General features: G+C 36.9%; 25 protein-coding genes. 1 reads left to right on the forward strand and 24 read right to left on the reverse strand.

What is annotated here, in order from left to right:
- Positions 1-3: 3 nt before the first annotated feature.
- The 17 genes from flgN to ACFP65_RS12135 all read right to left on the reverse strand — a co-directional run bounded on the left by flgN (position 4) and on the right by ACFP65_RS12135 (position 17,925).
- The gene (gene flgN, locus ACFP65_RS12055) at positions 4-369 is read right to left on the reverse strand and encodes a flagellar export chaperone FlgN (RefSeq protein WP_379918945.1); all 366 of its coding nucleotides are present in this window, start codon (positions 367-369) and stop codon (positions 4-6) included.
- Positions 370-372: 3 nt separating this feature from the next.
- Positions 373-657 carry a flagellar biosynthesis anti-sigma factor FlgM gene (gene flgM / locus ACFP65_RS12060; RefSeq protein WP_379918947.1) on the reverse strand — a complete coding sequence of 95 codons (285 nt, stop codon included), beginning with the start codon at positions 655-657 and terminating at the stop codon, positions 373-375.
- Positions 658-874: 217 nt separating this feature from the next.
- Positions 875-1,987, reverse strand: a complete 1,113-nt coding sequence (fliY, locus tag ACFP65_RS12065) for a flagellar motor switch phosphatase FliY (protein WP_379918949.1) — start codon at positions 1,985-1,987, stop codon at positions 875-877.
- Positions 1,980-2,984, reverse strand: coding sequence for a flagellar motor switch protein FliM (gene fliM / locus ACFP65_RS12070; protein WP_379918951.1), 1,005 nt, complete (start codon positions 2,982-2,984; stop codon positions 1,980-1,982). The genes fliY and fliM overlap by 8 nt, the downstream gene beginning before the upstream one ends.
- Positions 2,984-3,397 carry a chemotaxis protein CheW gene (locus ACFP65_RS12075; RefSeq protein ID WP_379918953.1) on the reverse strand — a complete coding sequence of 138 codons (414 nt, stop codon included), beginning with the start codon at positions 3,395-3,397 and terminating at the stop codon, positions 2,984-2,986. Before ACFP65_RS12075 ends, fliM begins: the two co-directional genes overlap by 1 nt.
- A gap of 85 nt (positions 3,398-3,482) precedes the next feature.
- Complete coding sequence (locus ACFP65_RS12080) at positions 3,483-3,845, reverse strand: response regulator (RefSeq protein ID WP_379918955.1); 363 nt, start codon at positions 3,843-3,845, stop codon at positions 3,483-3,485.
- A 22-nt stretch (positions 3,846-3,867) separates the two neighbouring features.
- On the reverse strand, positions 3,868-4,470 hold the full coding sequence (locus ACFP65_RS12085; RefSeq protein WP_379918957.1) for a chemotaxis protein CheC: 603 nt from the start codon (positions 4,468-4,470) through the stop codon (positions 3,868-3,870).
- On the reverse strand, positions 4,467-6,470 hold the full coding sequence (locus ACFP65_RS12090) for a chemotaxis protein CheW (protein ID WP_379918959.1): 2,004 nt from the start codon (positions 6,468-6,470) through the stop codon (positions 4,467-4,469). The genes ACFP65_RS12085 and ACFP65_RS12090 overlap by 4 nt, the downstream gene beginning before the upstream one ends.
- A 25-nt stretch (positions 6,471-6,495) precedes the next feature.
- Positions 6,496-7,275, reverse strand: coding sequence for a CheR family methyltransferase (locus ACFP65_RS12095; protein WP_379918961.1), 780 nt, complete (start codon positions 7,273-7,275; stop codon positions 6,496-6,498).
- Positions 7,276-7,284: 9 nt separating this feature from the next.
- A complete protein-coding gene (cheB, locus tag ACFP65_RS12100) occupies positions 7,285-8,295 on the reverse strand; it encodes a chemotaxis-specific protein-glutamate methyltransferase CheB (protein WP_379918963.1) in 1,011 nt (336 codons plus the stop codon).
- A 44-nt stretch (positions 8,296-8,339) separates the two neighbouring features.
- Positions 8,340-8,822, reverse strand: a complete 483-nt coding sequence (locus tag ACFP65_RS12105) for a chemotaxis protein CheD (protein ID WP_379918965.1) — start codon at positions 8,820-8,822, stop codon at positions 8,340-8,342.
- Positions 8,823-8,857: 35 nt separating this feature from the next.
- The gene (locus ACFP65_RS12110) at positions 8,858-9,334 is read right to left on the reverse strand and encodes a chemotaxis protein CheW (RefSeq protein ID WP_379918967.1); all 477 of its coding nucleotides are present in this window, start codon (positions 9,332-9,334) and stop codon (positions 8,858-8,860) included.
- A 27-nt stretch (positions 9,335-9,361) separates the two neighbouring features.
- Positions 9,362-11,614, reverse strand: coding sequence for a methyl-accepting chemotaxis protein (locus ACFP65_RS12115; protein ID WP_379918969.1), 2,253 nt, complete (start codon positions 11,612-11,614; stop codon positions 9,362-9,364).
- Between the two features lie 281 nt (positions 11,615-11,895).
- Positions 11,896-13,128: a GTPase HflX gene (gene hflX, locus ACFP65_RS12120; RefSeq protein WP_379918971.1), complete on the reverse strand. Its 1,233-nt coding sequence runs from the start codon at positions 13,126-13,128 to the stop codon at positions 11,896-11,898.
- A 4-nt stretch (positions 13,129-13,132) separates the two neighbouring features.
- Positions 13,133-14,068: a tRNA (adenosine(37)-N6)-dimethylallyltransferase MiaA gene (gene miaA, locus ACFP65_RS12125; RefSeq protein WP_379918973.1), complete on the reverse strand. Its 936-nt coding sequence runs from the start codon at positions 14,066-14,068 to the stop codon at positions 13,133-13,135.
- A gap of 117 nt (positions 14,069-14,185) precedes the next feature.
- On the reverse strand, positions 14,186-14,533 hold the full coding sequence (locus ACFP65_RS12130; protein WP_379918975.1) for a GRAM domain-containing protein: 348 nt from the start codon (positions 14,531-14,533) through the stop codon (positions 14,186-14,188).
- Between the two features lie 107 nt (positions 14,534-14,640).
- Positions 14,641-17,925 carry an SNF2-related protein gene (locus ACFP65_RS12135; RefSeq protein WP_379918977.1) on the reverse strand — a complete coding sequence of 1,095 codons (3,285 nt, stop codon included), beginning with the start codon at positions 17,923-17,925 and terminating at the stop codon, positions 14,641-14,643.
- A gap of 166 nt (positions 17,926-18,091) precedes the next feature.
- Between ACFP65_RS12135 and ACFP65_RS12140 the strand changes: the two genes are divergently transcribed.
- A complete protein-coding gene (locus ACFP65_RS12140) occupies positions 18,092-18,730 on the forward strand; it encodes a pentapeptide repeat-containing protein (protein ID WP_379918979.1) in 639 nt (212 codons plus the stop codon).
- 71 nt (positions 18,731-18,801) lie between these two features.
- Here ACFP65_RS12140 and ACFP65_RS12145 read toward each other — a convergent pair whose 3' ends face one another.
- The 7 genes from ACFP65_RS12145 to ACFP65_RS12175 all read right to left on the reverse strand — a co-directional run bounded on the left by ACFP65_RS12145 (position 18,802) and on the right by ACFP65_RS12175 (position 26,580).
- Entirely contained in the window at positions 18,802-20,082 is a 1,281-nt protein-coding gene (locus tag ACFP65_RS12145) for a glycoside hydrolase family 27 protein (RefSeq protein ID WP_379918981.1), read from the reverse strand.
- A 35-nt stretch (positions 20,083-20,117) separates the two neighbouring features.
- The gene (locus ACFP65_RS12150; protein ID WP_379918983.1) at positions 20,118-22,067 is read right to left on the reverse strand and encodes a glycoside hydrolase family 127 protein; all 1,950 of its coding nucleotides are present in this window, start codon (positions 22,065-22,067) and stop codon (positions 20,118-20,120) included.
- Positions 22,068-22,092: 25 nt separating this feature from the next.
- Positions 22,093-22,299, reverse strand: coding sequence for a hypothetical protein (locus ACFP65_RS12155; protein WP_379918985.1), 207 nt, complete (start codon positions 22,297-22,299; stop codon positions 22,093-22,095).
- Positions 22,300-22,312: 13 nt separating this feature from the next.
- Positions 22,313-22,957, reverse strand: coding sequence for a YesL family protein (locus ACFP65_RS12160; protein ID WP_379918987.1), 645 nt, complete (start codon positions 22,955-22,957; stop codon positions 22,313-22,315).
- Between the two features lie 30 nt (positions 22,958-22,987).
- Positions 22,988-23,896 carry a carbohydrate ABC transporter permease gene (locus tag ACFP65_RS12165; protein WP_379918989.1) on the reverse strand — a complete coding sequence of 303 codons (909 nt, stop codon included), beginning with the start codon at positions 23,894-23,896 and terminating at the stop codon, positions 22,988-22,990.
- A gap of 23 nt (positions 23,897-23,919) precedes the next feature.
- Positions 23,920-24,873: an ABC transporter permease gene (locus ACFP65_RS12170; RefSeq protein WP_379918991.1), complete on the reverse strand. Its 954-nt coding sequence runs from the start codon at positions 24,871-24,873 to the stop codon at positions 23,920-23,922.
- Positions 24,874-24,966: 93 nt separating this feature from the next.
- A complete protein-coding gene (locus tag ACFP65_RS12175; RefSeq protein ID WP_379918993.1) occupies positions 24,967-26,580 on the reverse strand; it encodes an extracellular solute-binding protein in 1,614 nt (537 codons plus the stop codon).
- Between the last annotated feature and the right edge of the window lie 75 nt (positions 26,581-26,655).

A 26,655-nucleotide genomic window follows, 5' to 3' on the forward strand; every position in this document is an offset into this window, starting at 1 on the left:
TCCTTATAAAGACTGGTCTAGAAATGCGGTCTGCCCTGATTTCTCGAATGTCCCTGTTTTTGAATAAGTATTTTTCTTTGTAACGTTTTTTTGAATACTTGAAATTAATTGCTCCGTAAAACGCATTGACTGTTCCGTTAACATCAAATTTGTTTCTTGTAGCTCTTTGATTTCTCCAGTAATCGCGGTTAACTGTTCTATCTCAATTTCACTTTCGTCAAAATCCGCTAAACTTAGCATGATTTCTTCTTTAGTTGAAATGAGTTCAAGCAGTCTTTCCCCATCGTTTTGGATCAAAACTGCTCGCTCTTCACTTAATACTTCTTTGAGTTCAATCATTTTAGCCAAAACTTGTTCTGTTTTTGACATGAATTACTGCTCCTTTTGTGACTGGATCGTGCGCACTAGTTCTGAAGAAATTTTGCTAGCGTCTACTTCGTAATCTCCATTTTGGATAGCAGCTTTAATGGACTCTACTCTTTCAGAAAAAACAGTTTTTTCAGCATCGTGAAGTGCTTGTGCTTCTTTTGAGATATTCACTTGAACTGGTGCCTGGTTTTTAGGTGTTTCTTCAGATTTAGTTTGTTTAGCAGACTGTCCTGATTTTGTTTGATTTACAGAATTTAGATAGCTTTTATGTTGGTTATTGATTTTCATCATGATCGCCTCTTTTATGATTATTTTGGTTAAGTTTGTAATTTCTAGTTAAAGAACTCTAGTAAGAGTTTTATACAGTACTTATTATCGGAAGGCTTTAAAGATTATTAAGCCTATTTATTTAAATGTTCAACTCCAATAGTATAGCTTAAAAGTTTAATAGATTAAAGTGGACAAAAAAAGACACGAAACAAGTTCGTGTCTTTAAGCTAAGTGATTAATTTAAATGTGTGATGCGCTGTTCTTTACTCAAAATGTTTGTAATTCTAATACCAAAGCTTTCGTTAATAACAACAACTTCGCCTTCTGCGATCAGTTTACCATTTACATAAATCTCGAGTGGTTCATCTGTCATCTTGTCCAGTTCAACAACTGAACCTGTACCTAGTGACAATATGTCTTTGATTGTCTTTTTACTTTTACCTAAGACAACACTGAAATCTAGTGGTACATCCATGATTAAATCAAGGTTTCTCGGAGAAGATTTTGCTCCAGTTTGTTCTAGATCTTGGAATTTAGGCTTTTGAACATTGACTGATTCCCGAGGTTTTGGCGCTTCAGGAACGGGGGAAACAGCCGGAGCCGGCGCTGGTGTTTCAGCAACCACTTCTTCTTGCTCACGTCCTTGAACGACCTCAGCTTCATCACCGAGCATGATTTCAACGATTTCCATCGCTGTTTCAAGAGGTAAAATCTGCATGATTTCACTTTCTAGTAAACCTTCAACACTTAGTTGGAAAGAAATCTTACAAATCGTACTTTCATCTGTAATATTTTCCAAAGTGGCTTCTTCTGGGCTTTGCCATACTTCAACGTTTGGAGGCAAGATATCTATTGGTTTACTGAACATTGTCGCCATTGCTGTAGAAGCCGTACCCATCATCTGGTTCATCGCTTCAGCAACTGCACTCAGTTCCAACTCAGTAAATTCTTTACCTTCTACATCTTTACCATCATTACCCATCATAAGATCCGCAATAATGACAGCATCTTCAACATCAATCATTAAGACGTTGTTTCCGACTAATCCTTCTTTGAATCCAATCGTTGTAACGACTTTTGGTACTTCACATTCATCAATAATTTGTTTTAACGTAACACCTGAAACAACAGGTGTCGTAATTTTAATCGTACGATTCAATAATTGAGAAAGTGTCGTAGCAGCTTGAGACATAGAGATGTTTCCAACTTCTCCTAATATGTCTTTTGTTTCTTGTGGAATGGTGTGATCTACTGTTGCTGTTTCTTCTTCCGCTACAGCTGTCTCTATTGGACCAGACCCATTTAACAATGCATCAATTTCTTCTTGTGACATTTGACCGCTACTCATCGGTACTCTCTCCTCCCATAAATTTCATAACTTCTACTGCCAGGTGATCCTCAATCATTCCTGGTTTCACTTTGTAATAAGGCTTGTCTTCAACATACATTGTCAATGGTTTCGACGTTTTCTCATTCAACTGAATAATGTCGCCTTCTTCCATTTCAAGGAAATCAGAAATGGTCATCTGAGATTCACCAAGCAAGACTTCCAGATTCAATGGAACTTGTTCAAGGTTCTTAGAAATTTGCCCTCTTTCAGAAGAATCAAATTCTTTACCTGAATGGAACCAGTTGCGGAAACTTAATTTATCCAGCATGTCCTCAAAGAATATGTAAGGTACACACATATTGATAAAAGTCTTCTGTTCATCAAGTGTAACCGAGAATGTAACAAGTAAGACAGGTTCATTCGGAGACATTGTCTGTAGTAACTGCGGATTCGTTTCCGTATATTCTAATTCAACCTTTAATTCTGTAATTTCTTTCCAAGCCGTCTCAAAAGAACGCAAAAATGAAGTCGTAACATCTTCCAAAATAGCTCTTTCAATATCTGTGAAACTATCTTTATCTGATGGTAAAATTTCATCTGATAATTCGCCGAATCCACAAAGGAGTTCGACCATTTGTAAACTGAACTGAGGATTGATTTCTATAATCTGCATCCCACTAAGTGGTTTACTTTGAAAAATACCCATTAAGGTAAAACTTGGAACTGAATGAACGAATTCATCGAACGATACTTGCTCAATTGCCGCAATTTTAATATCTACGGGCTTTCTCAGTTGGGTAGACAACAAATTGACTGCAATTTTGGAAAAGTCTTCGAATACCATCGTGATGGTTGATAGATACTCTTTTGACAAACGAACGGGTCGACGAAAATCATACGGTTTTACTTTAGGGGAATCCAGTTCCTCTACCATTTGTTCTGTATCAATTTCGCCACTGTCCATTGCATCCAACAATGCATCAATTTCTTGTTGTGACAGGACTTGTTGGCTCATTATACTTCCTCTTTCTCCTTAAAGATCTGATCCAATTCAATAACGCTTACGATACTGTCGTAAACAGATAGATATCCAGAAATCACAGATTCTTCTTCCCCACTTAGCTGAAATTCACTTTCTTCGACATCGGTTACACCAATTACTGGACCTACTTTTAAAGCGATAGGGTTCTCTTCAGTATGTATAATGATGGTGTTTTTGTACCAGTCTTCCTCAGTAGCACTTGTCTCATTCAAAAGTTTATCAAGATCAACTAATGTCATGACTTGCCCTCTTAAGTTCACTAGACCCACAGTCCACTCTGGAGCATGTGGTACTTTAGTCGTTGATAGAATTGTCGTAATTTCTTCTACTCTGTCAGTGGAAAATCCGTAAGTTCTTTCTCCTAGACGAAACACAATTACCTGCATGACTTCGTCCCTCCTTATTATACTTATAATAAAACGGTGTAGGTGTGACAATTTTATGAATGCACAACTTCACCGTTTTATAAGTTTACTGGCTTGCTTTATCTAAAGCTTTAATAACACGTTCTGTATCAAAAGGTTTTACAATAAAATCAATAGCTCCCGCACGAATCGCATCCATAACCATAGATTGCTGACCCATTGCTGAACACATTAAAACAACTGCACTTGGATCAAGTTGTTTGATTTCTTTAAGTGCTTCAACGCCATCTTTTTCTGGCATAGTGATATCCATAGTCACTAGATCTGGTTGAGTTTCTTTGAATTTCTCAACAGCCTCAACACCATTTTGTGCTTCTGCTGCTACCTCATATCCATTTTTTTCTAAAATATCTTTTAGTTTGATACGCATGAATGCTGCGTCATCAACGATTAATACACGTTTAGCCATTTTTAAATTTCTCCCTTCAATCCTATACGCCTAATCGACGCAATAATAATTCTAACACACCAGGCTTGGGTACAAAATACAAACTTCCTTCAATTTTGTGTCCAAGACTATAAAATTCATTTTTTATGATAAAAATGTTGTCATCATATTGTTGTTGTTCCATATAAACACTACTTACAATCGAACCAAACATATCTTCAACCATAATCGGTACTGTGGAAATAATCATTGTATCGATTATCTTCATGACAGCCGTTATAAAAGAGTGGACTAATATGTTAACTAGCTCTGAAATGGAAGAATCGATTAATTCGTCTGTTAATTCGATTCCTTCTGGCATAATCATTTTAGCTAACTGATCGGCATCTTCAGGATCGACTACAAATAAGAAAATGCCGTATTCATCTTCATCACCGAGTGCATTCATTAGTACCGCTTTAATCACTTCTTCTTCGCCACGAATTTTCTGATAAACGTCATCATAGTTCATGACTTCAAGCGTTGGAACATCCATTTCAACTTTTCTTTCAATCAGTTTAGATAAACTCGTTGCCGCATTTCCTCCACCGATATTGACCATTTCTTGTAAAGCGTCTAATCGAAGTAATGATTCGTCAAGGCTCATTGTCTAACTTCCCTTCTTTCTTTACAGATTGAAGTGATATCAAGAATCAGACTAATACTCCCGTCTCCCATGATTGTTGCTCCGAGAAATTGTTTCATTTCACCGAGTTCTTTTCCGAGTTTTTTGATGACAATCTCTTTTTGCTGAACTAATTCATCTACAACCAATCCATGTTTTTCATCACCAATAGATACGATAATGATATGCGCGTTGCGATCATCTGTTTCTTCAAGATTCAAGGCTCTTGTTAACCGGGTAATCGGTATCGTCGTATCGTTGTATCGATAGACCTCGTTTTGATGTACTTGAATGGCTTCTTCTTCCTCAAAACGATTCACCTTATCAATAATGGCTTGAGGCATTGCAAAGGTTTCTCCACCAGAGCGAACGAGAAGAGATTGAATGATTGAAAGTGTCAGCGGAAGAACGATTTTAAATGTAGTTCCTTTCCCTACTTCACTGATCGTTTCGATCGTTCCATTCAGGCTAGAAATCTTTTCTTTAACAGCATCCATTCCTACTCCACGTCCAGAGATACCCGTTACTTTCGCAGCGGTCGAAAATCCTGGATGGAAGATCAACTGTTGAAGTTCTTCATCAGAAAGTCCAGTTGTATCAATCCCTTTTCTTTCTGCACTTTCTTTGATCATTTGAGGGTTCAAACCTTTACCATCGTCTGAAAGGGTAACAACCACTCTATTCCCTTCTGGATAAGCAGCTAGTTTAACCGTTCCAAGTCTTGGTTTTCCTAGTCTTTCTCTTTCATCTGGCATTTCAATACCGTGGTCAGCTGAATTTCTTAACAGGTGAATGATTGGCTCGCCAATTTCAGAGATAACGGTTCTGTCTAGTTCAGTATCTTCCCCTTCAGTAACCAGTTGAATCTCTTTACCCAGTTCATTCGCCAAATCTCTAAGCATTCTTGGGAAACGCTGCAAGACGACATTGAATGGCTGCATACGTAACTGTAAAACAAGTTCTTGAAGCTCTGTCGTAATCCGTCCAACTTCTGTTAGCGGTTCAGTTAATTCTTGAAGTTTTTCTTTTTCTGTCAAATCTTCTAATCTTGTTCTATGGATAACTAGTTCAGATACTAAATTCATAAACTGATCTAGTCTGGATAGATCTACTCTAATCGTTTGTTTAGAGATAGATTTCTTTGGTGCAGCAGTTTTTACTTCCGCTTCAGTAGGAACGACAACTTCTTTGCTAACTGGTTGCGCCTCTTCTTCAATGCTAGGTGCTTGCTCAAACGGTTTGATTAAAACTTCTTCAATTTCACTCGTTTCAAGAATTTGTTCTTTTAGAGTCGATTCCTCTTGTTTACTTAAGAGTAGGAGTTTGAAATGTTCTTCAAACTCTCCTTCTTCGATTTTATCTGCTGAAGGCTCTGTGTGAATAATATCGCCTTCTTGCTCCAATTTATTGATAACCAGAAAGGCTCTAGCAGCTTTCATAAAGCTGTCTTTATCCACTTTGACTGCAATAACAAATGCTTTGTAATCTGCTTGTTCTGCTTGTTCAACCACGGTTAGATCAGACGGATCTAATTTTTCTAATGTCAAATCCATTTTGTCTGACTGAGGCTCTTCAATAGTTGATTCACTAGATGCTTCCGTTCCATTTGGGACAGCTTCAAGTCTTGCAACAAGTGCTGAGATATCTAACTCATCACTTTCGCCGGCCCTTAATGCTTCAACAATTTCTGTAAGTGTATCTAGACAATCGAAGATCAACGAAACGGTTCCTGTATCTACTTTAGCTGTTTTTGATTTAAACAATTCAAATACGTTCTCAACAGAATGGGTTAATTTTGCCATTGTATTATAGCCCATTGTCGCGGCCATACCTTTTAACGTATGGGCAGCGCGGAAGATTGAGTCAATGATTTCTGTATCTTCTGGGTTCTGTTCTAGTCTTAGAACTTCTTCGTTTAATATTTCTAAATTCGTATCTGTTTCTTCAAAGAACAGATCGCGGTAGGCGCTGTTATCTTCCATACTCATCTCCTCCTTCTTTCGTAGATTATTCTATTTTTTCATATATAAATGAGGCAATTTTTCTTAACTGATACTTTTCAGGCTGATAAATGGTTTCTGTTGCGCCGGTAAACAACAATCCACCAGTAACAAGAGAGTCTGCCATTTTTAGGTAGATTTCATCTTTAACATCTGACTTGAAGTAAATCGTAACATTCCTACAGACGATTGCATGGAAACCTTTTTCATATTTATCTTGAACGAGATCATGCTGCTTGAACTGAACTTTTTGTTTGATAGCGTTCTGTATACAGTAGTAACCATCTTTAAAGTCAAAATACGTACTTTTATCTACTAATGAAACGTTTTTTAATTCGTTGTCTCTGTAATACCCTTTTGCAGCACGATCTAATATCGTACGGTCGATGTCTGTAGCAATGATTTTTTGTTTTAATTTGATATTATTTTTTTGTGCGATCATGGCTAGTGAATACGGTTCTGCTCCGATAGAACAAGCGGCACTCCAGATTTTCAGTTCTTTAAATTTAGGTGATAAGTGCGTATTGATCATTAATTCAAAGTTATCAAATAAGTCTTTATTTCTAAAAAATTCTGTAACGTTAATCGTTATATAATCCAGAAATTGTTTTTTAAGTATTTCGTCTTTAGAGATGTTTTTTGCATATTCTTCAAGAGTCGTTGCACCCGATTGTTTCATAATTGTACCGATTCTTCTTTGAAGTTGCTTCTCTTTATAGGCATTCAAGTTGATATTCAAATTGCTCAAGACCCACTCATAGAAAAAGTCAAAATTTAATGTCGCCATATTTTATTTTCATCCAATCATATTTTTTAGGATATCGCCGATATCATATAGGCTTGCTACCTTATCAGAATAGCCTTTTTCCTCAACGTTTCTAGGCATACCGTAGATAACCGATGTCTCCTGATTCTGTGTAATCATATATCCGCCGTTCTCTTTAATCGCTTTGCTTCCTTTTGCACCATCGTTACCCATTCCGGTCAAAACAACTCCGACAAGATGATGACCATATTTTAGAGCAGCCGTTTCGAAAAGATAGTCGACTGCAGGTCTGACGCCATGAATTTTGTCTACCTCAGTCAATTTTATCTTGTCATTTTCTAGCACCATGTGTTTACCTCCCGGTGCGAGATAAACGGTATCTTTTTGTATTTTCTGTCCATCTTCTGCCTCTAAAACGGTTAAAGCTGCTATTGAATCCAGTCGATTAGCGAAGGACGTTGTAAAGCCTTTTGGCATATGTTGGACGATAAAGACTGGAATACCTATTTTTGGTGGTAATACTTTTATAACTTCAATGAGTGCTTTGGGTCCTCCAGTAGAAGCGCCTATAACAACGGCTTCTACTGGTAGAGTAAAGCTACTGGTTTTTGGTCTTATGTTTTTGTTAGGTAGTTGATTTAGTTGCTTTTTAGGTTTCGCAAATAACTGAATTTTCTTTTCCAGACGTTCTTGAAAAATTCCCCAGTCTCTATTTAATTCTTGCGGTCTCTGAAGATAATCAACTGCACCCATTTCTAGTGCTTTAAGCGTTGTTTCTTTTTTACTGTCTGATGAACTGATCATAACTGCTGGAATAGTGTGATCTTGAATGAGTTTTTTGAGCTCACTTGTTTCATTTAAATCAGGCACCTGGGCATCAATTGTAATCAGATCAGGAAAAGGTTGTTTCAGTTTTTCAATTGCTTCTTTACCACAACTGATGAGGCTGTGTACTTCTACACCTTCAATCTCCTGAAGGGTGTGACTCATTATCCTACGCATGAATGCCGAGTCATCAATGACCATTATTTTTATCGACATTTTCCAGCATCCTTTACTTATTCACTCTTGCGGTATTCGCAGGATTATAATATATGCACTTCACGGTTGACCATCCGAACAGTCACTTCAAATGTTTCTAGATCAACAAACATTGAACGCCCCATTTTGCCTCCTGTATGGTCTCCTAAAATGGGAATCTTCAGTTCATTCAGGGTCTTTTCAACTGCTAATGTATTTCTTTTTCCAATCTGCATTGTATCGTTTTGATTATTAAATTTAAACATACTAGCACCACCGGCAATTTTTGCGATTAGTTTCTTTTTGCCAGTTTCTTTTTGTATTTGTTCTACAACTCTTGGTATCGCCAAGTCTGCAAATTTTTCCCATTTTGTCGTATCTTTGAATCCTTCACTTTCGGGCAGCATGATATGAATCAGTGCGCCTTTTTTCGTAATCGGTTCGTGTAAAGCAATCCCTATGCATGAACCGAGTCCAATAGTCACTAAATGATTGGGCGGCTCAGAAATTTTATAATCTGAAATGCCTACCTTCACTTGTTCAGACATGGTCTTATCCTCCGTTATTCTACTAAGCGATTACTTTAGTTTTGTATATGGTTAATGGCAAGTAACGCCTGCATTTCCTCTGCCTGATCAGCGCTAAATAACGCGTGAGGGTCCAAGATCGGTACAATCCCATCTTTAGTTTGAACAAAGGCAGAGATATAAGAGGTGGAAACACCATCTTTTTTCTCTCCTATAGCTTCTTTTGTTGAAATTTGATCTTCATTGAAGTCTTCAACAGCAAGCACTTCATTTACTGTTAAGCCAATTTTTTCTTCTTTCCATTTCACGACCACTGTATCTGTTTGCTCAAAACTCTCTAATCTTTGTTTAAAGAATCGTTCAGATAAGTCAATCATGGGTACGATCGTGCCTTCAATATCTTGCATGCCAATAATATAAGATGATACATCCGGTACAATCGTATAGTTCTCTATATGAACGACTCTATCCGTTTCAGCTATAGAGATTGCATAATTTTGTTCTCCAACTCTAAATAATATGTGTTTATTCATTACAGTTCCTCATTCCTCTTTTTCATGTTAAACGAGCTGCGGATTCAGATCTGTTTCATCTTCTTCCAAGTTCACTGGTGCTTGTGATGATTTAATTTCAAAACGTTTAGCTGATTCCTTCAAATGATCTGCAACACTTTCCAAATTCTTGATATGTGCGGAAAAGTCTTCCATCGTTGCAAGTATTTCTTCAGCATTCGCTGAAACTTCTTGTGTACCAGCAGAATTTTCTTCTGCAGAAGCAGCAATATTCTCTAATTGTGAGACAACTTCATCTTTACGTTGATTGATTACAGAAGATGACTGCATAACGACAATCATACTCGCAACGAGTTGTTCAAGTGAGCTCGCAACATTTTCTGAAGCCGTTAATGCTTCGCCGATTTTCTCAGTTTGAACAGCACTTTCTTGATTCGTTTCTTCCAAGTGTTCAACCATACTTGTAGATTTGCTTTGAACCATATGAATGATATTCTGAATATCTTTAGAAGACTGTGCACTCTGTTCAGCGAGATTTCTAATTTCTTCAGCTACTACAGCGAACCCTCTACCGGCTTCACCAGCACGTGCTGCTTCTATAGAAGCATTCAGTGCAAGCAAGTTTGTTTTCTTAGCAATATTGGTAATCGCGTTGACGATACCTTCAATATTTTGAATATCTCCATCAACTTCTTCAATTTGAACTTTCAGTCCATTAATTGTAGATAAGGTTGTTTTCCAGTTTGCATCAACATCTTGTGTCGCGAAGGTATTGCTACCATTCAAGACCATTGTTGTGTCTGCATGTTCGCCCATTTTACCAACAGCATCATTAATATCATTTAAAGCAACGGATAGTTCATTCATCTGGTTTGCTGTTTCTTCAGTGTCTTGTGTCTGCGTACTTGTTGCTTCAGCAACACCAGAAATCGTTTGTGCAACTTCGGCAGTCGCTCGACTTGTTTGATCAGATAATTCGGTTAAAGAAGTCGCCATTTCAGAAACATTTAAGCTATTTCCTTGTATCATCGCAATCGTATCTTCAAATGTTTCCATCGTTTCATTGAATACAATCGCAATTTGATGCAGTTCATTTCCTTTTGGATCAAGGTCTGAATCTGCTGTATTTACTTGATCAGATTTCTTTTTAGAAAACTTGCTAACTAAAAGTGTTAATGGGTTGTTACTATTTACCAGCTCTTTATATTTAAGACGGTGTGTCAAGTTTCCGTTACGAACCTGATTGAAAGAGTTCATAAGTGAGTTCGCGATAGACATAATTATACTTGAAGCAAAATAAGAAATAATCGCTGCAAGAATGATTGTGAAAATCGTGATGAAGAAGATCACTTTGTTTAATGCGCTAATTTCGTTTTGCATTTCATCAGCGGTTACCATACCGAATACTTTTAACCCTAAGGAATCTAAACTTTCATAATAGATGCCGAATTTCTCATTGTTGACTGTTTTGTCTTGGATAAATCCTGTTGGGTTCTCAGCGCTTGCAGCTTTAGCTGAAACAAAGAATGGGTCACTTCCATAACTTTCACCAATAATAGATTCGTCAGGTGAAGCAATGGCAACTCCTTCATCGGTGAAAATCTGAATAGAACCTGTATCAGCGATTTCTGCATTTTTAACGTCTGTTTTGATGGTATCAAGATCTAAGTCGACTGCTAAAACACCAATGACATCTCTTCCAGCAACTAAGGGTCTCGAAACCGTCATGCGCGTTTTATTATTCAGTTCATATGGCGCTGACCACATCAATCCTGTAGATTCCGATGCAGCTGTTAGCCAAGGTAATGTTTGCGATAGCGCACCCCTTCCGTTCAATGAAACCGTCGAGACATAATCCGGCTCTGTACCTGTAGCGATATAGTAAGCATCCGCAATATATCTGTTCCCTGAAGTGATGTACTGAAGGCGTGAGCTAAGATCTGAACTAGCGCCTTCTATACCGGAGGATACCTGATTTAATATCGAATCCATTGCTAGTCGTTCCACAGTTGACTCTGCTGCTATTGCTGCACTGTTAATCGTACTAACGATATTGGTTGTGATTTGTCTTTCTTGTTCTTCAATTCTTTGCGTTAAAATATTTGTTGTTTGTATGTATGAAAACATTAACGTTATTAATACAGGAATCAGCATTACAATCGTTAAACTTATTGTTATAGGCCACCTAACGCTTTTATGATCTTTTTTACTTTGATTTGTTTTTGAAAATTTTAATTTTGACCAATCGAGTTTACTCATATTCTGCTTCAACTTGTTCCATTGTTCATTTACTTTTTCCATTAATTTGACGAACTCCTTTTATGGTACAGAATCATACCTTTATTTGAAAGCATAAAAATATTACTGACTGATTATTACTTATTATCGGTTAGTTTCGCTGAAAGTTTAGTTTGAATTCGCAATATAATCTACTTATATTGCAAAAGTTTGAACAAGATCGTTCATTACACTAATGAATAGATGATAAGGACAGAAAAAAGCCCGAAATCATTGCGTCATTCCACAATGGTTTCGGGTTTAATTTTATTTAATTTAAATTTGCACAAGAATGAACGCTCTCTTTAGCGACTCCATTTAGACTCTTTTTTTGTAAAACCTTCTACAAAATAAAGTTGCTTTTCTTCATCATATAATTGTCTTTCTATAATCGTTTCGTTTCTCAGCTGTACCAGTAAGTCCCCACGTGCATTAGAAATTTCAACTGAGTAAGGCACCATTTGTTCTTTGATACTCTTTTCAATCTGTTCAAACAAAACTTCCATATCATCTGGATCTTTCGCTGAAATAACGACATTGGGATAAAGACTCGGTTGGAAATGTTCATCCGCTAAATCTTTTTTATTATAGACCGTTAGACGGGGAATACTGTCCATTCCCAGTTCCTTAAGAAGGTCCAATACAGTCTGCTCGTGACCTAATATGTTCTCTTCAGCAGCATCCACTACATGAAGTAATAAGTCTACTTCCTTTGATTCTTCTAGTGTAGACTGAAAAGATTCAATGAGTTGTGTGGGCAAATCTTGAATAAAGCCAACCGTATCAGTCATAGTTGATTTAAGACCTGAAGGTAGTTCTACTTGTCTCGTTAAAGGATCCAAAGTAGCAAACAATTGATCCTTCTCAAATGTTCCAGTATTTGTGGTCATATTTAAGATTGTTGATTTACCAGCATTTGTATACCCAATCAAACCAATTTGAAAGACATTACTTTGTTTTCTCTGTTCCCTACTACGTTCGCGGTGAGACTCGATTTTTTTTAGTTCTTTTTTAATGTCCGTCACTTGATTCTGGATATGACGTCTGTCTGTCTCCAATTTCGTTTCTCCTGGTCCACGTGTTCCAATACCGGCACCTAAACGAGACATGTTCACTCCTTGTCCAGCTAATCTAGGTAACAGGTATGACAATTGCGCTAGTTGTACTTGCAGTCTACCTTCTTTACTTTGTGCTCTTAAAGCAAAAATATCCAAGATTACTTGTATTCTATCAATGACTTTTGCTTCCACTTCCTCTTGGATATTTCTAACATTTCTAGGAGACAGTTCCTGGTTGAAAACGATCGTAGAAGCTTCAACTTCTTCACTTAAATGTTTTAACTCATTCAATTTCCCTTTACCGATAACGGTCTTAGTGTCTTGACGATCTCTTTTTTGAGTCAATTCTCCGACAACTTTACCACCAGCATTTTCTACGAGTTGTTTTAATTCATCCAGAGAATATCTAAATTGATTATCTGTTTCTTTTGTCTGAATACCGACTACAACGACTTTTTCATATTCTTCTTCCTGTTTCATCTACTCACACCCTTAAAAAAATTTTAAGTTCACTTTTTATCTGGTCCATTTTTTCTGGTTCTTCTACTAGATTCCACCAGCTATCAATTTTCGTACGATTTCTAAACCACGTTAACTGACGTTTTGCGTATCTTCTAGAATTCTGTTGGATTGAGTTTATAACTTGTTCAAGGCTACACTTTTTCTGAAAGTAAGGGATCCATTCTTTATAGCCGATGCCCTTCACACTTTGCGCACCTTCAGGAACCGTTTGAATCAATTGTTCAGCTTCTTTCATCAAACCTTTTTCTACCATTTCTTCCACTCTTTGATTGATTCTTTCATATAAAAGCGCCCGATCTGTTGTTAATCCGATGATATGCGCATCAAAAAGAGGCTCTTTATCTGTTTTTTCTTTTTGCAATGTGGAGAACAACACACCTGTGGTCTGATAAACCTCAAGCGCACGTATCACTCTTCTTAAGTTATTCGGATGAATCATTTCTGCAGCTTCTGGATCAATTGATTTCAACTTCTCCCAAACCGCTAGATTTCCGCCATTTAAAGCAAGTTGTTCCATTGTTTCTCTATAAGCAAGGTTTGGTTCTGCTTCTCCACCGTGGGAGACATCATATAAGAGAGATTCTATATAGAGACCTGTTCCCCCAACTATAATGGGAACCTTATTTTTAGCTAATATGTTCTGAATTTCTTTTGTAGCTTTTTCTTTGAAATCAGAAACAGTATAGGATTCATCAGGTTCTACTTCGTCAATGAGATGATGTTGCACTCTGTTTCTTTCTTCTTGCGTAGCTTTAGCTGTTCCGATATCTAGTGATTTGTATACTTGCATTGAGTCTCCACTGACGATTTCTCCATTAAAGTACTCAGCAATTTCCAAACTTAAACTTGTTTTTCCAACAGCAGTTGGTCCAACTATGATGATAATTTTTTCTTTCAAAATTTACCTCCAGTACGATAGTCCTTAACTATCAGTATACCACAGGAACAATTGCGAATTAACTGAATCGATCAAATCAAAAGAGCAGCAACCTCAGATGAAGTTGCTGCTCCTGAATTAGTCTTTTGAAACTTTGTGACTTAATTGCGTTTCTATTGCTTCGTAAAATTGATTTCGATTTGTTACAACAAATATATGTTCCGTTCCTTGATTATCCCCAACAACAATCCTATTAGGAATCAGGCCTATTGAAACACCCTTTTTCAATACATGAATATCTGTCAGCGGAATACGCGTGCTATCATAAGAGGACGTATTTTTTTGTGGATTAAAATAAAGCGCACCATTTGTAAGGGTAATTGTACCACCAAGATACTTGAATCCGTCCTTCTTTTTGTTGGCTTTTTTTTCAAGTATGATCGACTCTTCAGGTGGTAGCTCTAAAGCTCTTGATTCATTTTTCACTTAACACACCTTCTCTTTGAGATCATTCTTAATGATTTATAAACGTATTTTATGCCGAATGATAGGCTTATACAACTAAAGACACTTCCAAAAGCACAAAAACGCTATTAATCGTTCAACAAGTTCAATACTTCATCTTTTGACAGACTCGTAATCGTTTTCTCGTTTCCAGTTTCAATGACATCATCAATTAGCTCACGTTTTTTCGCTTGTAACTCATTGATTCTTTCTTCAATTGTACCCGTAGCAATTAAACGAATAACTTGAACAGCATTTTTCTGACCATATCGATGTACACGGTCAGCTGCTTGGTCTTCAATGGCTGGGTTCCACCATGAATCATATAAGACTACTGTATCTCCACCGGTAAGGTTCAATCCAGTCCCGCCTGCTTTAAGTGAAATCAGGAATAAATCCTTTTCTCCCATATTGAATCGGGTCGTCAGTTTTAATCGGTCTTCATTTTTAGTCTGACCGTCAAGATAGTGGTAATCCACTTCTTGCTTATCTAATCGATCTTTTATGATACTTAGCATTGACGTGAATTGAGAGAATAAGACAACACGCTTTCCATTTATTCTTGCTTCTTCAAGGTATTCTAGTAATCGCTCAAGCTTAGAACTATCTCCTTCAAAATCTGAAGAGATCAGTGATGGATCACAACAAATCTGTCTTAATCTTGTCATCCCAGCGAGTACACGAATTCGATTTCTTTCAAACGTATTTTCTTGAATCATCCCTTTGACTTCTTCACGTATCATCGTTAATTGAGACTGATAAATGCGTTTTTGTTCAGGTGATAGTTCAATATATTCCGTCGTCTCTGTTTTAGCAGGTAAATCACTCAGTACATCACGCTTCAGTCGTCTTAATACGAAAGGACGAATTTTAGCTGCAATGCGACTTTGCGTTGTCTGTTTATAAGCTTTCCTATTTTTAAACAGTCCAGGTTGAACAATAGAAAATAGTGACCATAACTCTCCAAGATTATTCTCAATCGGCGTTCCAGATAAAGCAAACTTAGTATCAGCTTTCAAATGCATCACAGCTTGAGTCGTTTTAGCTGAACTATTCTTCACATTCTGAGATTCATCCAAAACAATCGTTTTGAAATTATGATCTTTATACAAGAGGAAATCTCTTTGAATCAACGGATAGCTCGTAATGAGTACTGGAATTTCTTCTTCAATCGATTGACGAATAGCGGCTTCTCGTTCTTCTATAGAACCGGCTACTAGAATCGTTTGAATACCTGGAGCGAATTTTTGAAACTCGTGCTGCCAGTTATATAAGACACTCGAAGGACAAATGATCAGATATTGTCCGCCAACTTCTTGCACTTTAGAAAGCAAGAAAGTGATGGTTTGAAGTGTTTTCCCAAGCCCCATATCATCCGCTAGCACCCCACCAAATCCATAATGGTCAAGTGATTTAAGCCAGTTGAACCCAGTTTTCTGATACGGTCTAAGATCTGCTTGAAGCTCGTTAGGCAACTCGAAATTCAAATTCTGTGGTTCCAGCAATTGCTGCGTTAGCTTCCTGAATTGATTCCCTTGATTGATAATAGAATCTTCGAGTACGGTTAACCCTTGGAACAATGGTACGGTCATTTCCTCTTTAATATCGTCTGTATCAATATCCATCTTCTGAACGGTTTCGTTCAATTGCTTGAATTTCTCTTCTTTTAAATTCAAAATCTTACCGTTAGATAAACGGTAGTAGTGTTTGTTGTTGTTGAGTTGTCTAATCAATTCTTTTAAATCATCCGCTTCAATGTCTTCTGCTTCAAAGTTGATATCCAAAAGATTGGAGTTTCGATTTAATTCGATTGAAATTGAAGGCGCTGTTCTTGGCTCATAGACTAATTGCTTCGCATTCGTAGACATAAAGATTTCAAATTGTTCAGCTAGGGTTGGTAAACTTTCATAGAGAAACTCACTTAACTCATCTAATGAATCCAGCACCCAGCGTCCGTCTCTAACAACTGCGGTACTTAAACATTCATGTGCTAATCTAAGCAGGCCGTCTTCTTTGATTAATTCTCTGATCACAACTTTTTCCATTGCTTCATCGATCGGCTGATCTTTAAGCGGGAAAATCGTTAGTTCTCCGTATTTAAACACTGGACTGATCAGTAATTGGTCATCTAATGTATCGATATAACATTGTGCGACCAACTCTTCTCGAAAAACGATTTGCTGCACTTCTTGGTTGACTTCGATATCTAAAAATGAAGATAACTGTGACAGCACAGTAGAGGCGAATTCCGTTAAGTCTCTAGAGCGCATCACCAAAGGAGCATGTTGGCTCTTACTGAATACTTCCATTAAGTTGCTCAACAAGTTATATTGTTCCGAAGTCAGGAAGAAAAACTCATGATTCCATTCGACAATGTTTGCGCCTCGATGGAAGTTCATTTCAAGTTCATCTGTATCTTCTTCCATAATAGAGAAGTGATACAGTTGCTCTTTCTTCTCTAATTGAAATTTAAGTGGGAATCGCTCAAAAGAATCCGTGATCAATACTTTATCCAAATCACTTAGTTTCATCAAATGTTTTGGTGGTCGGCCGAACCTAACAAAGCCTCCATCCGTTTTTTCTAGAGCTTTTAACACCATTTTAAGACTTCTTGAAGGTATTTCGATATCGCTCTTGTTCTGATAAGAATTGGCATAGCCCACCGGTGTCGCAGATCTTACTAAATGATAGACATCATACAGTATTTCAAGCATTTTTCTATCTGCTGGATTCAAACCATGCTTATAAGGATCATAGGTAAAGTTTTTACCAAATTCATATGAACGACCTTCCAAAATCTCTGAAATGACGTGTGGAATATTTTTTACTACGTATAATCTATCTAGACCAACTTTCATATATAGGTCGTAAGCATAAGCATAACCCGTTCCACTAACGTTCAAGATAAATTCAAATTTCAAAGATTGATTTTTATAGTCATTTGTTTGTCTGGAAATTTCTTGTTTTGATACTTGAATTAGCTGCTTGAGTGCTTCTTCACTTTTTTTGTAGGAAAACATCGGTTCCTTAAGGGCAGCTCCCGGAGCAGACTTCAATACTTTTTTCAGGTCATCTTGTTGTACTAAATTGGCTTGAAGCATACTTGCCACTACGTGCTTACATGCTCCAGAATTTTTTTCAAAAGGAACACAGGTACAGTGGTACTTCTTAGCCACCCCATTTGGATAGAATCTAAGGTTGACCTGCTCGCTTCTAGCATCTTCAACTGAAAATACCAAAGTGCTTTCCTTATCATTTACTGAAGTAAGCTTTACCGCCTGGTCACCAGATAGTTTTAATCCTTCAGCAAATACATTCGTATTCGACGCTAAGCTTTTTATCGTACTCTCAGGGAAAAATTGCTTTTTGAACATGCATGTCATCCTTTAATCAGTTTTAAACGTTACTTGTCGTCTATTGTTGAACCTTCAGTCAAAGCATTCATTATCTTTTCATTATACCAAATATTATCGTTACTTGTAACAGATTAAAGAAAGAGATACACTAATTTTAATTAAATGACATAAGGAGTCCAATATAATGAAAAAAATTCTTCCTCCAAAACTTCCTCTAAATTTACCAGAAGCTGACTTTGAAGCGGTTCTTGATTACGAAGATCCAGTATTAGAACATGTACTGATTCAGGATTGTACAATTCATCTTGATTCATTGCGAAATGTAGAATTCAAGAATATGATATTTAAAAATGTTTTTTTTGAACAGTTCAGTGTACCGAATGCTTATTTCAAAGATGTCCTTTTTGATCACTGCCAGTGTATCAACGCTCAAATTGATGAATCAGCTTTAAAAAGAGTCGAATTCAGGCAATGTAGAATGAACGGTATATCCTTCGGAGATAGTTTTCTTGAAGATGTTCAATTTAATCAAAGCATGTTAGATTTGTCTGGATTCGCTTATGCGAAACATAAAAACGTACGATTTACTTCTTGTCAGATGAAAGAAAGTGACTTCTACGAGAACAAATTGAAAAACATTCAATTTGATGAATGCGATATGTCCGGTATTCGTTTTTCTAATACTTCTTTGAACGGCGTCGATTTGAGAACATCTACTTTTGAAAAAATCGTTGTGAATACCCAAGACATTAAAGGCGCTATTGTAAACAGAGAACAAGCCCTTGGTTTTATGCAGTTATTAGGTTTAGTTGTTGAAGATTAGCGTTTAGGGCTATACAAAGTAAAAGCGTAACAATCCAATTCTCACACTTGGATTATTACGCTTTTTTATGATTATTTAGTGATTTTGTAAAGTTTTACGTCGTGTGGTTGGATGTCTAATTGAGTAATTTCTTGGTAGTTTGTCCTTTCATCTGACCAAACATCAATGACCGAACCCTTTGCTTCAAGAAGGATTTTACTAAAATCGATTTCTGTGGTTTTTGAATAATCATTCAAATTAAACACAGCTAACCATTCGCAATCCATTCCCTGACTGTGCCAGATTGCGATATCTTCTTTTCTAGACACTTCAAATCCGCTATGACTATGCTCGTTCAACTCTTGAAGATAGCGATTCTGAAGTAACTTCAAAGTCCATTCATCATTATCTGGCAAATGTCCTCCAAACATCAACGGCGACCTGAAGATAGACCAAAGCGACATCATCGATTTCTGCTCTTCTTTTGTAAACCTGGACATACGGTCGCCCCCACCACCATCGACGGATCTTACACCGATGTGACCTAGTGGTAACATATCACAGTCTGGCCAGTTTCCTTCTCTTACGAAAGGAGACCACTTTGCGCTTTTCTCAAACATTTCGTATAACTGCCACCAATTGTCCCAGTAATCATCTGTCAGTCTCCACATATTTGCGTTGTTCTGCAAGAAACTACCATGCTCCAAAGAAGCGGGACCAGGAGATAAACTCAACACGATTTCTCTTCCTGACTCATCGATCACTTCTCGAATCAGTTCAATTTCCTCAACATGTCCTCCATACAATTTCGAATCAGCTATATCATCGATTTTTAGAAAATCCACACCCCAAGAAGCATACAATTCTATTAAGGAAGTATAGTAGGCTTTCGCTCCAGGGTGAGATGGATCAACTCCATACATATCTGTGTTCCATGGACATATTGAATTCGGCTTAGCAATATCTCTTGCTGTATAGTCAGAATTTTTGATCTTAGCATTTTGATGGACGGCTTGTCTTGGGATGCCTCTCATAATATGGATTCCAAATTTAAGCCCTAGTGAATGAATATACTCACCCAGTGGCTTGAACCCATTCCCGTTTTCAGAAGACGGAAATCGTTTTTCGGACGGCATCAATCTTGAATACTCATCCATAATTAGATCTGTGAAGGGATGGTAAACCGAAGAATCTGCTTCTGGTTCATACCACTGAATATCAACAACCACATATTCCCAACCATAATCTTTCAGATGTTCTGATATATATTGGGCATTTTCATGTATATCTGTTTCTGTTACTGCTGCACCGAAACAATCCCAGCTATTCCATCCTTTTGGTGGTGTCTTGGCCCATGTTCTAAATTCATTCATTCAAATTGACTCCTTCCAATACTTGTATTCGCGTATTACTTTTTGACTACCCAGACCATCATTTCACCAACTGAACGATTAGCCCATAAATGATAAGGTATAAATGTTAAATCTTTTTCTTCGTAAACAGGTTCTTTATAATTTCTGTATAGTGCGTTATTCCACTCTTCATCAATGACTCTTTTTTCACCTAGTGCTTTAAGTGCAACATGAGATCCCAACACCGAATCACTAACTTTTTCTGCACGAATATGATCTTTTAAACGCATTAGATGTAGGTCTGACTCGTTGTCCGTTTCTTCCATACAATAGACGAATGGACCTCTTTGTAGTGCTACTTTTCCTAAATCATCTCTAACTCTAGGATGCGCCTGGTGCATAATGACCGGAACATCAAATGTGATTTTTAAAGTAAGTGTTTCTTCTACAAGTACCATTGCGTAGCCATCAACAACCTCATAGTCTACGTCTGAACCGGTTTGTTTGATTGAAAGATTTTCGGCCCATGTTGGGACCCTGATACCGAGTGTTAAAGTATTTGGAGCTTCTACTTTTAGTACAAGTGAACCCTCATCATCAAAAGAAACTTTCTGTTCGACTTCGACTTCTTGATTGTTGAATGGGACGGTTCCTGAATGATCCATGAACAGATTTACATAAAGTGCATCATCTTTTTCACTATATAAGTATTTTTCAAGAGAAGTCAGTGTTCTTGCAATATTTGGTGGACAACAAGCACACCCGAACCAGGATGGTCTGGTTGATTTTACATGGCTTTTCCCAGGATCTTTCTGACTTGATTCCGAATTGACTTCTAGTGGGTTAACATAGAAGAAATGTTTCCCGTCCAGCGCCATTCCACTAATGACTGAGTTATACAAAGCCCGTTCCATAACATGAGCATACTCGGCATCGACCTCATTTTTCATCATAGCTTTCGCAAAGAACATCAGACCTATAGCAGCGCAAGTTTCACAGTACATCGTATCATTCGGCAAATCGTAATCGAATGTAAATGCCTCTCCGTGAACTGTAGAACCGACTCCACCCGTAATGTATAAGCGTTTTTTGACAATATTTTTCCAAATACGTTTTGATGCTTTGAAAAGTTTGTCATTTTTTGTGTAATAAGCAACATCGGCCATAGCCGCAGCCATGTAAACCAATCTCACAGCATGTCCTACAGCTTCTGTTTGTTCGATAACTGGTTTGTGTGCTTGATGATAAACGGTGTTAACTTGAAAAGGTTTTTTGTCATCAATACCTAAGTCATCATTTTCTTCCAATTGCTTTTTATAAAAATCAGGATCTTGTCCGCGAATCTCCAAGAACCATTCGCTTAATTTGAGGTAACTTTCATCTTTCGTTACTTCATAAAGTTTGACAAGTGCCAGTTCAATCTCCTGATGACCATCAGCACCCTTTATTTTTCCTTTTTCTGAACCAAAGTGATTCTGAATACATTCAACAAATTTCTTAACAACATTAATCAAACGTTCGTCACCTGTTGCCTGATAATGAGCCACTGCTGCTTCCATTAAATGACCTGCACAGTATAATTCGTGACTCTCATATAGCTTTCTGAATTTCAATTCGGGTGCATCAATTTGATAAAAGGTACTTAAGTATCCATCATCTTCTTGAGCCTCTTCAATTAACTCCACCACTTCGTTCATCATGTCATTCAACTTATCGTCTTTTGTAATTTTATAGACATTAGCTGCAGATTCTAACCACTTATAGACATCTGAATCTTGAAACAACCAGCCATAATGATGTCCTTCAGTTCGTCCAGCAGCAATTTTAAAGTTTTCAATAGCATGACTTTTTTCTGAAGGGATATTGGCATCGTCTCGTTCTTTATCAATTTTAATATCTTCAAGATCGTTTAAAACATTCCACTGGAAAGGAATCATTTCAGTCATGATCAAATCAATATACCGCTTCCAAAATTCGTCTTTAATCTCAATCTTTGAACCTAACATGCATCTTTCCTCCACATTCAAATTTTTAATCGTCTTTTTGAGATGGATCTTTTGTCTCTTCGAGATCCTTTACTTTATCAACGTCAAACGCTTCGAAATCTTCCGGTTTTGTTTCTTCTGAATGGGTGCCTTCTTTAGCATTCACTTTTTTATCTTCTTGATCTGCATCTATATTCGAGGGAAGATTAGGATTTACAATATTGGCATCACCGTTAATTGGATTGTTTTGCATGACCACACCTCCTTTAGTTTTGTGACTCTGTTAAATGTTCTGCGCCAACTTTTTTTAATTTGAAGATATCTACAAGTACCACTCTAAAAGAAATATAAGCAAAGATAGATAATCCAAATACAGGTATTAAACCGGGTAGATTATAATAAACTATAACGATAATGGCTGCCAATATGGCTGCTACGATTGTGTCCTTTGGCTTACCGACCATCAGAATAAAACTTCTTTTAATGTAGTTGAAAATAGAATCCTCAAACTGAACATAAATTGGAAAAAGATGCATTAGTAATAAAATGAAAAGGACGGTTAAAAGGGTCAATATGGTTACTGCTACGGTACCCATCACGCCCATATTGAAAATACCTAAGAGCCTGAAATCGATGTACAGCACTAACATGGTTAAATAAAGAATCAGACCAAGTTTATTGGCTTTAATGAATTCTTGTTTATAGTACTTCCAGAATAATTTATATAGACGTTCTTTATACCCACCGTACATTTCTTTGTGCCTAATGCATGCATACAAAGCTGTTGTAGCTGGGAAAACACCGAAAATAACGCCACCTAATAAAGTAAACAAAGTCCAACATAAATTCAGCAAAAACAAGTCTAATCCAATCTCTCCAATTTTTTGGTAACCGTTCATAAATTTTTCCATTTATAACCCCTCAATTCATATCGTTTTGACTTATCCTTTTAGTGAACCAATCATAACGCCTTTATCAAAGTATTTTTGTATAAATGGATATACGATTAATATTGGCAATGTTGATACTATAATAACGGCATATTTGATTTGATCAGCAAATTGTTGTGCGTATCCACCGATATCCCCGCCACCTGCTCCAGCCCCTTGTTGGAACGCTTGGTTTGAGATAAGAATATCTCTTAATACAATTTGTAACGGTTGTTTGTCATAATCTCGGATAAAAATTAATCCAGTAAAGAAGTTATTCCAATGCTGTACTAAATAATAAAGACCAATCACTGAAATTAAAGCTTTAGAAAGTGGCAAAGCTACTTTCATGAAAAACTGAAAATGTGAGCAGCCATCCAATTCAGCTGCTTCATATAAACTATTCGGTATAGAATTTTCAAAGAAAGTTCTAGCGATAATTAAATTAAAAACATTTAGTGCTGTAGGAAGAACAAATACCCATCTTGTATTAATTAGTCCGAGGTCTCTAAAAAGGATGTACGTTGGGATAATCCCACCATTGAAAAACATCGTAAAAGCAAAGAAAAAGGTTAAAAAATTTCTACCTGTCATTTCTTTTCTAGAAAGTGCATAAGCAGCAGGCAAAGTGACGAGTAGATTAATCATTGTTCCACCTAATGTATAAAGAAGTGTATTGGAATATCCAATCCATATACGAGTGTCTTCAATAATTTGCTGATATCCGTAAAAACTAATCCCTTTTGGCCAAAGAGTTACGAGTCCACGAGTGACTAATGTAGAATCACTAATAGACGCAATAATTACAAAGTAGATCGGATAAGCAACAGCAATAAAGATCATAATACTTAATACAACGACAAAGGTATCAAACAGAATGTCTGCTTTGGAATTTCTTTTCATGTAAGTTGCCATCTTCATGTTTTTTTCTCCTCTCATCAATATTAAAACAGGCTTGTCTTAGCTACTTTTTTAGAAATATAATTTGCTAAAAGTAAAAAACTGAAATTGATCAGTGTATTGAATAAACCAATTGCGGTAGCGTAACTAAACTGATTTTGAATAATCCCTATTTTATACACGTAAGTTGAAATCACTTCCGAAACAGGTAAGTTTAAGGGGTTTTGCATCAAGAATACTTTTTCAAAACCTGTATTTAAGATTCCACCTATATTTAATATGAAAAGAATAATCATTGTTGGTATCAAAGCGGGAATATCCACATTTTTAACCAATTGCCATCTATTTGCGCCATCCATTTTAGCTGATTCATAGAGTTGTACATCTACATTGGATAATGCAGCGAGGTAGATAATACTATTCCATCCAGCTCTCTGCCAGATTTCGGAAATAACATATGTGGGTACAAAAGTACTGGTATTACCTAAAAAATCGACTCTAGATAATCCAATAAAGTCTAAAATATGATTTAAGATACCTGATTGAGGAGAAAGAAACACATTCAGCATCCCTACCATAACAACGATTGAAATAAAATGAGGTAAATAAACGGTCGTCTGCATCAACGATTTAGCTTTTTTACTTTTGATTTGATTGACGATTAACGCTAGAAAAATTGGTGCAATAGATCCTACAACCATGGTCGTCGCACTAATGCTAATTGTATTGACCATTAATGAACTGAACATTCTACTGTCAATAAATTGTCTAAAATACTCTAGTCCCATAAACTCTCCACCAGTAATACCTTCGGTCGGTACAAATCTTCTGAATGCTAGTTGGAGTCCATACATGGGAACATAATTAAAAACCAATATGATAAGAAATCCAGGTAAAATCATTAACCATAGTTGATAATTTCGTTTAACATTTTTCAAAAACTTCGTTAGTAGAGATTCTTTTTTCTTTATGTTGTTCGTATCTTGAATTGCGTCCAAATCAATCACTCCTTTTGAAATCTTACACACGATTCTTTTTATTAAAGATTAAAGATACTGTCAATTGACAGTATCTTTAACCAATAACAAAATTTAGTTTGAGTAGTTGTCATAAGCTTCCTGCATAATTTCAAGAGTTTGATCAATACCGGATCCTTCAATTTCTGATACATATTGATCCCATTGTTCTTCAACGCCGCCTTCAGTAATCCATTGACCAAAGTAAGTGATTGCTGTGTTGATCATATCTGTATTATTGAGAGACATTGTATTGATATCATCAGTAGTATATTTAAGGAATGAACCTGGCAGTACATCTTGCTCAGTGTCAATTGCTTCCAATGTAGCATCTAGTGGTTCAAGTTGCTCAAGAGTTGCTGACATGTCCTCGCCTAATTCTAAGTCAAGATCGTCGCGAATATACATTGGTCCATTATCAGCCCAAGTGGATGTCCATTTCCATGTTCCCGGATCCATTGATTCATCTTCTGGGGGCAATACAGCGTAACTACCATCGCCTTTGTCTTCGATGTTTGTACCTAAATCTCCAAACAAGACCTGCATACTTGTTTCTTCTGCATAGAGTTCATTGACGAATGCCAATGCACCATCTAAGTTTTCTGTATCTGCTGCGATTTGAATCATATTCGTACCATAATTCAAGTTATAAAAATCATATGACCAAGATGGATCGCTATCGTAATCTTCTGAAACTCTCAAAGGAGCCATTGAACTATATTGACCTGCTAACTCACTACCAAAACGATCAGAAGCTTCCCAGCCAAACGTATATCCTATTTTACCAACGTCTCCTTCACCTCGACCAAGAGACTGATACGCAGTGTACTCTTGCGTAAATACTTCAGAGTTTATTAAACCATCAGCATATAGTTTGTTCATAAATACCATAAATTCTTTATAACGTTCATCTGTAAAAAAGTTTTTCACTTCGCCGTCTTCAAGAAAATATCCTTGCCCACCGCCACCTACTGGTGTAATACCAGTACTAGCTAATAAAACAGTCGGTTGGAAAAATCCAAAACCACCAGTACCTACTGGTGACCAATCAAACGGTATTTCATCATTGGGGTCACCGTTACCGTTTGCATCTTGTTCTTTGAATGCTAGGAGTACTTCATGTAGTTCATCCCAAGTGGTCGGCATTTCTAGCCCTAAATTATCAAGCCAGTCTTGGTTGATAAACTGTTTGGTAGCAGATGTTGGCCAGAATCGTTGATATTTAGGTAGTCCAAATATTTCTCCATCAAGCGTTGTTGCTAGAGCTTCTGCTTCTGGTTTGTTTTCAAACAATTGTTGAACATTAGGTAATTGATCAAGGTGTTCGCTGAAGTCTATAAACATCCCTTTGAATTGTTGATGCTGAGAATCATTGATTCCGCCAGCTCCAACAATTAAATCGGGCAAGTCACCAGCTGAAAGCATGGGGCCAACTTTCTGATCCCAATCTGCCGTAACTTGTTCCCAATTGATATCTACTCCTGCAGTTTCTTCAGCTTCATTTAGCCACTGCATTTCGTTGATATCTTTTGTTAACGGATGTTTAAGGAAGACAGCTTGTAACTGTGAAGAATCTCCTCCATTTTCGGATGCCCCTCCTTCAGAACCACTTCCTCCTCCACAACCTGCTAGTACACTCAACGTTAATCCCGACATTACGCCATACATAAATAATTTTTTAGTTTCCATGGTATGCCTCCTATTTGGCAATCTGATTTACAATCTGAAATAATACATCGACATTATTCTAAACTGTTCTACATG

Source organism: Marinilactibacillus sp. GCM10026970, from assembly GCF_042660675.1.
Classification (GTDB): Bacteria; Bacillota; Bacilli; order Lactobacillales; family Carnobacteriaceae_A; genus Marinilactibacillus.